Source organism: Luteibacter sp. (genome assembly GCF_035539195.1).
Lineage (GTDB): Bacteria > Pseudomonadota > Gammaproteobacteria > Xanthomonadales > Rhodanobacteraceae > Luteibacter.
In genome coordinates this window covers 415,391-427,412 of the sequence record NZ_DATLIW010000030.1, presented here as the reverse complement: position 1 = coordinate 427,412, position 12,022 = coordinate 415,391, and the positions used below count along the sequence as shown (strand labels likewise).

8 protein-coding genes are annotated in these 12,022 nt (G+C 64.2%); 3 read left to right on the top strand and 5 right to left on the bottom strand.

Annotated features, from left to right (window positions below; translation table 11 throughout):
• Positions 1 to 20 precede the first annotated feature (20 nt).
• The 4 genes from VM621_RS11735 to VM621_RS11720 all read right to left on the bottom strand — a co-directional run bounded on the left by VM621_RS11735 (position 21) and on the right by VM621_RS11720 (position 6,902).
• Positions 21 to 3,212: a TonB-dependent receptor gene (locus VM621_RS11735; RefSeq protein WP_325469131.1), complete on the bottom strand. Its 3,192-nt coding sequence runs from the start codon at positions 3,210 to 3,212 to the stop codon at positions 21 to 23.
• A 577-nt stretch (positions 3,213 to 3,789) separates the two neighbouring features.
• A complete protein-coding gene (locus VM621_RS11730) occupies positions 3,790 to 5,613 on the bottom strand; it encodes a GGDEF domain-containing protein (RefSeq protein ID WP_325469130.1) in 1,824 nt (607 codons plus the stop codon).
• A 12-nt stretch (positions 5,614 to 5,625) separates the two neighbouring features.
• The gene (locus VM621_RS11725) at positions 5,626 to 5,949 is read right to left on the bottom strand and encodes a hypothetical protein (RefSeq protein WP_325469129.1); all 324 of its coding nucleotides are present in this window, start codon (positions 5,947 to 5,949) and stop codon (positions 5,626 to 5,628) included.
• Positions 5,950 to 6,056: 107 nt separating this feature from the next.
• Positions 6,057 to 6,902 (bottom strand): SAM-dependent methyltransferase, encoded by an 846-nt coding sequence (locus tag VM621_RS11720; protein WP_325469128.1) that lies wholly within the window; start codon positions 6,900 to 6,902, stop codon positions 6,057 to 6,059.
• Between the two features lie 70 nt (positions 6,903 to 6,972).
• Between VM621_RS11720 and VM621_RS11715 the strand changes: the two genes are divergently transcribed.
• Positions 6,973 to 7,569, top strand: a complete 597-nt coding sequence (locus tag VM621_RS11715; RefSeq protein ID WP_325469127.1) for a nucleotidyltransferase family protein — start codon at positions 6,973 to 6,975, stop codon at positions 7,567 to 7,569.
• A 12-nt stretch (positions 7,570 to 7,581) separates the two neighbouring features.
• On the opposite strand, the gene VM621_RS11710 is transcribed toward VM621_RS11715, so the two are convergent.
• Positions 7,582 to 8,331, bottom strand: a complete 750-nt coding sequence (locus tag VM621_RS11710) for an SDR family oxidoreductase (RefSeq protein WP_325469126.1) — start codon at positions 8,329 to 8,331, stop codon at positions 7,582 to 7,584.
• Between the two features lie 97 nt (positions 8,332 to 8,428).
• Between VM621_RS11710 and VM621_RS11705 the strand changes: the two genes are divergently transcribed.
• Positions 8,429 to 9,346 (top strand): AraC family transcriptional regulator, encoded by a 918-nt coding sequence (locus tag VM621_RS11705; protein ID WP_325469125.1) that lies wholly within the window; start codon positions 8,429 to 8,431, stop codon positions 9,344 to 9,346.
• Between the two features lie 39 nt (positions 9,347 to 9,385).
• Positions 9,386 to 12,022: an excinuclease ABC subunit UvrA gene (locus VM621_RS11700; protein ID WP_325469124.1), complete on the top strand. Its 2,637-nt coding sequence runs from the start codon at positions 9,386 to 9,388 to the stop codon at positions 12,020 to 12,022.

Genomic DNA, 12,022 nt, shown 5'->3' with positions numbered 1-12,022 from the left:
CCGGCCCCGTCGGTCTTTCATCAACCACCATCGCCAAACTTGTACGTGATACCGACGTAGTACTGGCGCCCCGCGTATTCGAGGCTGACCAGGCGGGCCGTGGTATCGCTACCGAGGTACTCGTGCGGTGTCGACTTCGTCAGGTTGATCACCGAGGCGGTGACCATCAGGTGCTTGTTGAACTCGTAATCGCCGTTCAAGTCGATCTGGTGGTAGGGCGCCGAGTAGATCGGAAGGCCCGACGACAGACCCTGCATGGTCCGGCCGGTGAAGTTGTCGCTGGCACGAAGCAGCAGCCCGTTCTTTTCGTAGAACACCGACACGTTGGCCGCGTACTTGGCGCTACCGATCAACTCGGACTTGCCCACCTGCGTGTCGCCCAGCGACACCGGCGTTTCGGTGGTGTGGTTGAGCGTGTAGTTGGCGATGTAGCCGAAGCCGGAGTCCCAGGTGTGCTGGGTGTAGAGCTCCACACCCTTCGACGTGCCGGAGCGGCCGTTGGCGTTGGTGCTGTACTGCATGAAGTTCGTCGGCGTACCCGCCACGTCGACATTGATGTTTTCGACGGTGACCGGAACGACGAAGTTCTTCACCTTCTTCTGGAACAGATCCACGCCGACCACCGAGTGCGGTGCGTAGTACCACTCGGTCGCCAGGTCGAACTGGGTCGCAGTGAACGGCTTCAGATCGGCGTTCGCGCCGCTACCGTACCAACCCGGCAACGGTGCGCCGAACTGCTTGCGATCGTTGTAGTAGGCCTGGGTGTTGTTGGTGAGGCTGCCCAGCTGGGCCAGGTCGGTGTAGTTGGCGCGCGCCAGCGCCTGCGAACCCGCGGCACGAATCACGACATCGTCGGCGACGGTCCAGGCGATGTTGAAGCTCGGCAACGCCTTGTTGTAGCGCTTGCGTGTGGAGGCATTGGAGAACGTCTGGACGACGGCCTGCTCGCGCGGCTGGTACTGGAAATCGCCCGGTGCGCAGGCACCGCCGGCAATGTTCTGTCCGGTGGTCGGGCAGATGAGGATGTTGCCGCCGCCATCGTGGTAATACACCGCGTTGTTGGTGGTGATTTCGTCGGCGACGGTCAGGTTCTGCCCGGTGCTGACGAAGCGCAGGCCAACGTTGCCGCGGATCGTGCCCGTGTCGAAGTTGGCCTGGACGTAAGCCGCCGCGATTTTTTCCTGGATCGAGGACTTGTCGTCGGGGTGGTTATAGATCACCCGGTCGTAGGTCTGGTTGAGATAGTTGTAGTACGCCGGGAAATTGATCGCCGGGAAGGTGCTGTCGCTATAGGCCTCGTTCGTGCCGTCGAGCGAGTTTGCCTGGAGGAAGCCCGCAGGCAACTGTCCGGCGTTTGGATCGCAGGTCTGGAATTGCGATGTGGTGCCCTTGCAGTACCAACGCACTTCGTTGCTCGTCTGCTCGGCGTGGTTGTCGCGGTACTTGAGGCCGAACTGCAGCGATTGCAGCCAGGTGGAATCGAACGCCCAGGTGAAATCCGCCTGGGCGAAGTTCTGCGAGTTGCTGGTATTGACCATGTTCGAACCGGTCGAGCCCAGGTCGACCTGCCCTGCACCGGCCAACATGTTCTGCAGCACGTCCGGCGAGGCGGAGAGGGTCGGCTTGCCACCCAGCGTCCAGGCGGCGCCGTTGCTGCCGTGCACCCATTGGCCATTGACGAAGTTGCGCGGCTTGGCGGCCATGCCCAGTTCGATCGACGGGCCGCCGGTGGCCCAGGTGCGGCCGACATTGAACGATCCGCTCAGGCTACCGCCGTTGTCCCACTCGCCCTCGAGATTGAGGGTCTGCGAGGTGGCTTTCTCCACGGAGTAATTGCCGTTGAGCCACGGAATCTCCGTGGAGCAGGTGTCCACCGCCTGGCGCGTCGCGCCGGTGATCGGGTTGGTCAGCGAGTTGCAGCCGACGCCCGCGGGCGGCAGGACATAGTTGGCACCGGTGACGATGGTGTGCGACGGGTCGAAGGTCAGTCCGTTCGGCGCAAGCAGGCGGCCCTGCTGGTCCGCATAGTTGCTGTTGCTGGGCAGGCCCCACTCGGGCACTTCCAGCGTGTTGGTGATCTGGGTCTGCTGGCGCTGGAAACGGAAGTAGTTACCCGTCAGCAGGAAATGGTCGCTGGGCTTGAACTGCATGGTCGCCTGGGCGCCCTTGGTCTTCAGGTCCAGCTGGTTCCGGTTGGTCGAGAACTGTTGCGGCATCCAGTAGCCGGAGTCGACATTGCCCGCCTGGTCGACCACGCCGCCACCCGGCCACAGGGCCAGGTTCGGCGCCACGTCCGCACCGTAAGGCCTGCCGTGTACATCCGTCGGCGGTGCGGTACAGGTAGCCTGGCTGGTGCAGTCGTTGCTCCACCAGTGCCAGCTGTCGGCCTTGGCCGTGTAATCCACATCGCGACGCTTCAGGTATGAACCGGCGACGAGAACGCCGAAGGTCTCGTCTTTGTTCTTCCACGACCACAGGGCCGAGGTCTGCGGGGTGATCTTGCCGCTGTTATCCGAGCCCGCCCCGTTGAGGGACACGAAGCCGTCGTTCGCCTTCATTTCCAGCGGACGACGCGTGTGCAGGTCCACGTTGCCGCCAATGCCGCCTTCGTCCAGGCGTGCCTCGAGGCTCTTGTAGAGTTTGATCTCGGAGAACATGTTGGCTGGCATCAGCGTGTAGTTGAACGAGCGCGTCAGGCCGGCGGAGGTATCGGCGGAGGCCACGTAGTTGCCGTTCAACTCCGTCAGCGTCAACTCGGGCGCGAGGCCACGGATACTGACCGTCTTGCCTTCGCCCGACTCACGGCTGATGACCACGCCAGGGACATGCGCCAGCGCATCGGCGATGTTCTTGGCCGGAAACTGGGCGATGTTCTGGGCGTTGATGACCTCGACGATGGAGTTCGCGTCCCGCTTGTCCAACACGTTCTGGTCGATCGACTGGCGGTAGCTGGTGACGACGACCGTGTCCAGGTTGGTCGGACCGGCCGCGGTGTCGTTGCTCTGCTTATCTGCCTTCTTGTCCTTGTCGTCCTTCTTCACCGCTGGATTGGCGGTGGCCTGTGCTTGTGCGGGCGCCGTCGTTGCGGAAGGCGTAGTTGACTGCGCAAAGGCCTCGGCGGGTACCCCCAGATATCCGGCGAGCGACAAGGTCGCGGTAGCGAGCGCGGCGTAAAGTGGCTTGCGCTTAAGCATATGTGGCAGATAAGTCACGTTTTATTTCCCTCAGTGGTGTGCGCCCTTTTGGAGTCGGCGCGATGATCCCCCGTACATCACTGCTGCAGAGTCGCGATCTAGTGCTGCATGTATCCTCCGAGTGATCCGGCTTGGATCGATCCAAATTTTTGACGCAACCGTGCCCGCGAGCACTCTCCGCGAAGAGGCTTCGTTGCGATCAAGCCATGGGCAGCTTCGGCGCCGCGATAAAGGTGTTATTTCCGCCTGGCGGCGGACATCATCGGCACAGGCACGCCTGACGCGTGCGCGACGATTGCCATGGATAAACAGCTAGTGCTTGGCTTCATGTTGCGGCTTCCCATTCCCCTTTACGGGCCGGTGGGAAGCAGCGACGTTCCGGACCGCGCTCGATGCGCAAACCTTCCGCCCTCCCCACGCCGGCCCAAGTCATCCGGATCGTTCGCAGCCGCGACATGATCCGAACCCTATGTGACTTGGATCGATCTAAATCCCCTGGGGATGAATTAAGACGCTAAAGCGCAAAGCTGTCACGCTGCGCTGCAAAAATCTTAAGGCGATCGGTTGTATTCGCAACGGCGGCCGACGCGGGGCGTCACGCCGTGCGCGGGTCCGCGGATACGGAAGGCGGCGACAGCGAGGTCGTCCGGCCGCCTTCCTCGCTGTCGGTCACGACGCTGTTGCGCCCCTTGCGCTTGGCACGGTAGAGGGCGGCATCCGCTGCGCGGCACAATCGCTGCAAGTCGTAGCCGGTGATATCGGTGCATGCAAGGCCGATGCTGGCCGAGAAGGAAATCACCAGACCGTCCATGATCAGCGGCGATGCCGCCAAGGCGACGCGGATACGCTCGGCGACGACGGTGCCCTGCAGGCGTGGTGTATCCATCAGCAGCATGCCGAACTCTTCGCCGCCGAGGCGTCCAAACAGATCGGCCTTGCGCAATTGCCCCTTGCAGGTCGCTACAGCATGCTTGAGCACCGCGTCGCCCACAGCGTGGCCGTGCGTGTCGTTCACATGCTTGAAGTGATCCAGGTCGAGGAAGACCAGGCAACCGTCGCCAGACCGTTTCTCGAGAACCTGTAACGCCCGCTCGGATTCACTCATGAAATGCTGGTGGTGGAAGATCCCGGTCAGTCCATCGCACGACGACAGCCACTTGAAGCGAAGCTGCGAGCGTTTGATGCGGAGCATCCAGAAGATGATCGACAACAGAACCAGGGACATCACCACGATGTAAAGCCGGCTCGTCTCCACGGCCTTTGCATCCAATGCCTGCTGAAGTCGCAGGATGCGGTTTTCCTTGCCAAGGCCTTCCGTCTCGAGCTTCTCGGCGCGAAAGTGCTGGCGGGCAGCCTCATAAGCCGCATTCCTCACGTTCGCATCGCGCAGGTAGCCTTGATCCTGGATCACGTAGTGTTCGTAGTAATTCAGCGCGCTGGCGTGATGACCTTGCGCTTTCTCGATGGAATACAACACGCGATAGGCGAAACGAAGCGCCTCGTTGATGTCGCCGGCGTGGCCCATGGCGACGGTCTCGAGCGCCGCCTTTCGCGCCTCGGCAACCTTGCCCATCTGTTCGTAAATCTGAGCGCGCTGGCTCGCAAGGGAGATCACGTGCGGAAAGTATTGGCTCGCCTGGATCCCGGGCTCGATCCGTTTGATGGCAGCCAGAGCCTCGGTCAGCCGGCGCTCCTCGTAAAGACGGTCCACGAGGATGAGCGACATGGTGTTGGCGAAAATCGGCTGGCCGTCCGCCGTGCAGGTCTCGATCGTCTTCAACAATTCGGGACTGCTGGACGTCAACTCGCGCGAGCCCTCCAGCGCGGTGACTTTTTGCACCATGGCCTGACATACGGATTGGCCCGCGGGCGTGGCCTCCAGCATCATGTCGGCGTACTTCAGGCCCAGGTCGGGCTGACCCGCAAAGGTCAGCATCTGCGACAGGTTAGCCAATAGCACGAAGCGGGCCACCGGATCGTTCACGACTGGCAGCGTGTCCGCCGCGCGGGTCGCTATGGCATAGGCCTCCGCGTACTTGCCCTGCTCGCTCAGGTTGTTCATCAACATGGCGGTGGCGCGGGTACCCAGCGCGTCGTCATCGGCCTGTACCATGACGTCGCGAAGAATAGCTTCCGCTTCCGGATAGCGGCCTTCGTAGTTCGATTCCCATCCGTCGAGGTAGCGCAGGTACCGCTTTTCGCTCACCGTCAGGTTGGCCGCATCGCGATGGAGCTGCCCGAGCCCTTCGACGAAGCGCGCGTGATCCGTCGTGCGAATGCTATCTACCTGGGCGAGCCGCTCGCTTTCGGATTCCGCTGGCAACAGCGCAGCGGCATGGACGGCATTGGCTTGCGCCCAAAGGGCTATTGCCAAAGGCACCAGCCAGACACGCGTGCGGCGAAGGCAGCTGAGGGCCATGCCCGACCCGCCTCAAGTCGAGGGCGTATCTTTGCCACGATCGTCTGGCTGCTTCTTCGGCTTGTCGTCCTTGTCTTTGTCGTCGTCGTGGTGATGGTGGTGGTGATCATCATGGCCATCGCCCTCATGCCCGCCGGTCTGGCTCTGATGCTCGACGTGCATCTGCACGAGGCCAAGCTCCTCGGTCAGGGCGGCGCTGTCGCCGCTGGCAACCAGTTCGCGCAGGCCGGCCGAGGCTTTCTCGGCCTCCAGCGCCCTTGCCAGTTCTTCGGGCGACGCGTGGCGCAGCTTGGCATCACGGCCGATGGCCTCAAGCAGTTCGACGGTGTCACGCATGTTCTTCCCCTGATCCATGTTTGGTTTGGCCCCTCCACCCGCATTCGATGGCGCAAAGACGGTATGGCATAAAGCGGTAGCGGCAGGCTGGACGATACCTTTAGTGCTTAGGCTGGTACGGCGGGTTCGGCCCCCGTGCCATAAACCGCATCGAGTTCGTCCAGACGCGCACGCATGATGGCGTTCGGCTTTAGCGCATGGGCGGGCGGCAATACCAACGTCTCCTGCCCCGTGAACTCGGCGGCCGGAAAGTCGCGCAAGGCCATGCGCTGGATGTGTGGCCCCTCGACCGGCAACGTCGGCGCACGATAGACGGTGACTTCGTGATCCGCTGGGTAATCCTGGTACAGGCGTTCGACCAGGAGCTCCCGGTACGCGTCTGGCGTCCGGAAACGCCCGAGCGAGCGATCGCCGACGACACCGAGTTGCCAGAGAATCACGTGGCTGGTGGTGTCCAGGTTGCGCTCGAAGAAAAGCAACTGACTGGCCTCGAGATGCTGGCAGCCGACCCGGCCGGGATCGATGCCGAGATCGGCGTACAGGCAATCTTCGGCGGACACGCCGGGCTCCATGTGTGCCTGGTAGCCCTCGGCGCGGGCAACTTCGATCACCTTGTGCGGCGACCAGGCAAAAATGCCCGGATGGCCATAAAAAACGCTGCAAACGCGCTTCCCTGCTCGCACCTCGGACATCATGACGTCGACCCATTCGCGATAGGTCTTCATCCGCGACTTGCCTGGACGGTAGTAAGACTGAAGGCTACGAACGTCCGGATTCAGTCGTTCCAGCCATAGCTGCACCACATGATCGGAGAGAGCGGCGAACACCACATCCGCGGTCTCGATATGGTTGCGCGCAAGCGGCGTCAGGTGCGAGCCGAGCGTGATGCCCATGCCGACGCAGGCGATGCTGCCCTGCCGCGCTTCGTTCGGTACTGGAGTGGGTGTGTTCATGGGGTGCCATAATGCGACAAAACGCACAGTCCCGGCAGGGGCCGTCGTGTAGCAATTTCCTGGGGTCGATATGTGGGGACGTGGAGGACATGACGCCGTGGTACTCGCGGCGGATGGCAGCGCCGGGCTGGAGAAGCCCATGCAACGGCTGACCATCGGTGGGGAAACCCTCTTGCAGCGCGCGGTGCGCCTGGCGAAGGAGACCTGCCCCACCCGTCTCCTGGTGGTGCTGGGTGCTCATGCCGAATCACTCGCGCCCCTGGTCACGGGCACGACGATCGTGTTCAACCCCACCTGGGAATCCGGGGTCGCGTCGTCGCTGGCCCGGGCCGCCACGGCGCTCGCCGGGCGCGCGTATCCCGTACTGGTCACCGTGGTGGATCAGCCATGTCTCGCTACCGATCACCTGCAGAAGCTGTTCGCCGCCTACGACGGCAGCTGCGACGTGGTTTCCGCCTATGGCGAGGCGCTGGGGCCACCGGCCTTGCTCCGCCCCCAGTCCCTGGCGCTCGCCGGTACGCTGCAGGGTGTGCCGGGCGACGCCGCCTTCCGGCGCCTGTGGGCAGGGGCGCATCCGGCGGCGGTGCGCCGTGATGCGCTGAGTCGACGAATCGGCACGCCGGAAGACGTGGCGGACGCCATCCGCGCAGGCCTGCTGGACGGCTAGGCGTGCAGAAGGCTATGCGTTTTCGGCCGCCCACGCCTTGGCATCGGCACCGGCGGGGATGCGCATCGGTGCCGACGGATCGGTCACTGCGTGCCACACGGCTTCGGCCACGTCCTGCGAATACGTAACCGGCGAGGTCGTATCCAACATCCTTGCGAACACTTTCTGGACGAACGCTGCGTACGCCTCGTGATCCAGACCGTGCATGTGGCCACCCGCGTTGTCGCGAAAGGCCGTCTCGGGCGAGCGCCCCGGTAGCACCAGGTGAGCCCGGACTCCGAACGGGGCAAGCTCCTCGGCCAGGGATTCGGTGAACGCATTCACGGCAGCCTTGCTTGCTCGATATACGGACACCAGCGGTAACGGCTTGAGCGTCACGCTCGATGTGACGTTGACGACCACACCTGCCTTGCGCTGGCGAAACTGCGGCAACACGGCCTGGGTCATGGCGATGGTCCCGAACGTATTGGTCTCGAAGACCTCGCGCACCGTCGACATCGGCGTCAGCTCCGCCGGCGATGCGGCGCCGAAGCCCGCGTTGTTGACCAGGGCGTCGATCGGGCCGGCCATCTCGACGGCGCTCCGGATGCTTTCCTGGTCCGTCACATCGAGCGGAAGAATGCGCAGGCGATCTGACGGAGCGAACAGATCGTTCCGGGGGTTTCGCATGGTCGCGACGACATGCCAGTCGCGGGCAAGGAAGTAGCGAGCGATCTCGAGGCCGAAGCCGGACGAGCAACCGGTGATAAGGATGGTCTTCATGGAGAACCTTCATGGGTGAGCGAAGAATCCACGATAGGCCGCCGTTGGCGAACTTGCTACAATCGAAAATCCGAATTTCTTTAGCAGGAGTCCGACCATGGCCGACCCGTTCGCTGAGGTGGTCACCCTGCTCCAGCCGCGCATGCGCTACTTCAAGCTCGTGCACGGCGCCGGCCCGTGGCGCATCAGCCGCTCCGACGCCGGGCAGCCGTCCTATTGCGCCGTGCTCGATGGCGCCTGCCGCATGGCCGTCGACGGCCAGGAACCGGTGGTGCTTTCGCCCGGCGATTTCACCCTGATCCCGGCGACGTACGGCGTGGTCATGTCGAGTCTCGACGCACCGCCCGTGGGCATCGAGTCGGGACCGCCCAGGCAGGTGGCGCCTAACGAGTTCCGCATCGGCACGCCGGAGGGCGACACCGATCTGCGCCTGCTCGCCGGACATTGCACCTTCGGCTCGCCGGATGCGTCGCTGCTGGTATCCCTGCTACCGCGCTTCGTCCATGTGCGCGGGGAACCGCGCCTGGTCACCCTCCTGCAGTTGATGCGCGAGGAATCGCGCGCGCAACGACCGGCACGCGACGTCGTCCTCACGCGCCTGCTCGAGCTCGTCCTCATCGAGGCGCTCCGCTCATCGGCAGGAACCGACGCGTCGCCAGGCCTGGTGCGAGGCCTTGCCGACGACCGGGTCGCTGCCGCGCTTCGCGCCCTGCACGATCGGCCCACGCATTCGTGGACGGTGGTTGAGCTGGCGAAGGAAGCGGCGCTTTCGCGCACGACGTTCTTCGAGCGCTTCCAACACACGGTGGGTGTCACGCCGATGGAATACTTGCTGACCTGGCGCATGGCGATGGCCAAAGACCTGCTGCGCCGCCATGAAGGCCGCGTCGCCGAGGTGGCCGAGCGCGTGGGCTATGGGTCGGCAAGTACCTTCACCGTCGCCTTCTCGCGGCATGTCGGTCAATCGCCGGCGCAGTACGCGCGGAGCATCGTCGCCTATGCCGACCCGGCGTAGTGCACGGCGCGTGCACCCGTTTCGACGATAATCCTCGCCATGAAGAAACGTAGCGGCTTTGTCAGCGTTCGCGGCGCTCGCGAGCACAACCTCAAGAACATCGACGTGGACGTGCCCCGCGATGCTCTGGTGGTCTTCTCCGGCGTCTCCGGCTCGGGCAAGTCCTCGCTGGCCTTCGGGACGTTGTACGCCGAAGCGCAGCGTCGCTACTTCGAATCCGTGGCCCCCTATGCCCGCCGACTGATCGACCAGGTGGGCGTGCCGGATGTGGACGAGATCGAAGGACTGCCGCCGGCGGTCGCGCTCCAGCAGCAACGCGGTACGCCAGGTACGCGATCGTCCGTCGGCAGCGTTACGACGCTTTCGAGCCTGGTGCGTATGCTCTACTCACGGGCCGGTAGCTATCCGCCCAAGCAGCCGATGCTTTTCGCGGAAGACTTCTCGCCGAATACGCCGCAGGGTGCCTGCCCGAACTGCCACGGCCTGGGCAAGGTGTACGAGGTCACCGAGCAGACCATGGTGCCCGATCCCTCGCTGACCATCCGCGAACGCGCCATCGCTTCCTGGCCGCCGGCGTGGCACGGGCAGAACCTGCGCGACATTCTCGTCACCCTGGGCTACGACGTGGACATCCCGTGGCGCGACCTGCCAAAGAAGCAGCGCGACTGGATCCTGTTCACCGAGGAACAACCGGTGGCGCCGGTCTATGCGGGCTTCACGCCAGCGGAGACCCGGGCGGCGCTGAAACGCAAGACCGAACCGAGCTACATGGGCACCTACATGGGCGCGCGGCGCTACGTGCTGCACACGTTCGCCACGACGCAGAGCCCGCTGATGAAGAAGCGGGTGTCGCGCTTCATGATCGGCAGCCTGTGTCCTGTGTGCGACGGCAAGCGCCTGAAACGCGAAGCGCTTTCGGTCACGTTCGCCGGTGTCGATATCGGCAGCCTCTCCGCGATGTCCTTCGATACCCTGGCCGACACGCTGCGTCCCGCCGCCGAAGGTCGCTTCGACGACCTCGCCAGCGCAGGCAAGGCAACGCAGACGCGAGCCGCGGGACAACGCGACATCGCGCGCCGCGTGGCGGCAGGCGGCCTGGGGCATGAAGGCTCGTCGGATGTACGACGCACGCCGAATCTGTCGGAAGAGAAGCGCATCGCCGCGCAGCGCATTGCAGAGGATCTTCTTGCGCGCATCGGGACGCTGCAGTCCCTCGGTCTGGGCTACCTGTCGATGGATCGCAGCGGTCCCACCCTGTCACCCGGCGAGCTGCAGCGCCTGCGTCTCGCCACGCAGATACGCAGCAACCTGTTCGGCGTGGTCTACGTGCTCGACGAACCCTCGGCGGGCCTGCATCCGGCCGACGGCGAGGCATTGTTCGACGCCCTCGACCAACTGAAGGCATCGGGCAACTCGATCTTCGTCGTCGAACACGACCTGGACATGATGCGACGCGCCGACTGGCTGGTCGACGTAGGTCCGGACGCGGGCGAACGCGGCGGCGAAATCCTCTATAGCGGGCCTCCCGCAGGCCTGGCCAAGATCGCCACTTCGCACACCGCGCATTACCTCTTCGGCAAAGCCGGACTCGCGCGCCGCGAGCCGCGCGAGCCGACGGGATGGCTCGAGCTGCGCCATGTCACGCGCAACAACCTCCACCACCTGGCGGCACGTTTTCCGCTGGGGGTATTCACCGCCGTGACGGGTATCTCCGGCTCCGGCAAGTCGAGCCTGGTCAGCCAGGCGCTGGTTGAGCTGCTCGGCGAACATCTCGGCCACGAGCCACGCGTCGCCGAGGACGAAAGCGAGGACATGGAGCCGAATGTCATCACCAGAACCACCGGCCACATCCATGCGGGTGCCGACGCCATCACGCGCCTGGTCCAGGTAGACCAGAAACCGATCGGTCGCACCCCGCGTTCGAATCTGGCGACGTATACGGGATTGTTCGACCATGTGCGCAAGCTGTTCGCTGCCACGAAGGCAGCGAGGGCGAAGCGCTACGACGCCGGGCGCTTCTCCTTCAATGTCGCCAAGGGCCGCTGCGAGACCTGCGAGGGCGAAGGCTTCGTCAGTGTCGAACTGTTGTTCATGCCCAGCGTTTACGCACCCTGCCCCACCTGCCACGGCGCCCGGTACAACGAACAGACCCTGGCCATCCGCTGGAACGATAAGAACATCGCCGAGGTACTCGGCATGACGGTGGACGAGGCCTGCGCATTCTTCGCCGGCGAGCCCAACGTCTTGAAGTCGCTCCTGCTGCTTCGCGATATCGGACTCGGCTACCTTCGCCTGGGCCAACCGGCCACGGAGCTCTCCGGCGGCGAAGCCCAGCGCATCAAGCTGGCTACCGAGTTGCAGCGCGTCCAGCGCGGAAGCAGTGTCTATATCCTCGACGAACCGACGACCGGCCTGCACCCCTCCGATGTCGACAAGCTGGTCGCCCAGTTGCAGGGTCTGGTAGACGCCGGCAACACCGTCATCGTCGTCGAGCACGAGATGCGCGTCGTGGCGGGAAGCGACTGGGTGATCGACGTCGGGCCCGGCGCCGGCGACCAGGGCGGCCGGATCGTCGCAGCCGGCACGCCGGACGACGTCGCCAGGTCGACGGAGAGCCGCACCGCGCCTTACCTCGCCGCGTTGCTGAACATGCCAGGCACGATCAAGCGGGCTTGA

What these genes read in the sequence shown, in the direction of transcription:
- VM621_RS11710 (WP_325469126.1), bottom strand. Translation starts at nt 8,331, where the DNA reads ATGAAGACCATCCTTATCACCGGTTGCTCGTCCGGCTTCGGCCTCGAG.
- VM621_RS11725 (WP_325469129.1), bottom strand. Translation starts at nt 5,949, where the DNA reads ATGCGTGACACCGTCGAACTGCTTGAGGCCATCGGCCGTGATGCCAAG.
- VM621_RS11700 (WP_325469124.1), top strand. Translation starts at nt 9,386, where the DNA reads ATGAAGAAACGTAGCGGCTTTGTCAGCGTTCGCGGCGCTCGCGAGCAC.
- VM621_RS11730 (WP_325469130.1), bottom strand. Translation starts at nt 5,613, where the DNA reads ATGGCCCTCAGCTGCCTTCGCCGCACGCGTGTCTGGCTGGTGCCTTTG.
- VM621_RS11705 (WP_325469125.1), top strand. Translation starts at nt 8,429, where the DNA reads ATGGCCGACCCGTTCGCTGAGGTGGTCACCCTGCTCCAGCCGCGCATG.
- VM621_RS11715 (WP_325469127.1), top strand. Translation starts at nt 6,973, where the DNA reads ATGTGGGGACGTGGAGGACATGACGCCGTGGTACTCGCGGCGGATGGC.
- VM621_RS11720 (WP_325469128.1), bottom strand. Translation starts at nt 6,902, where the DNA reads ATGAACACACCCACTCCAGTACCGAACGAAGCGCGGCAGGGCAGCATC.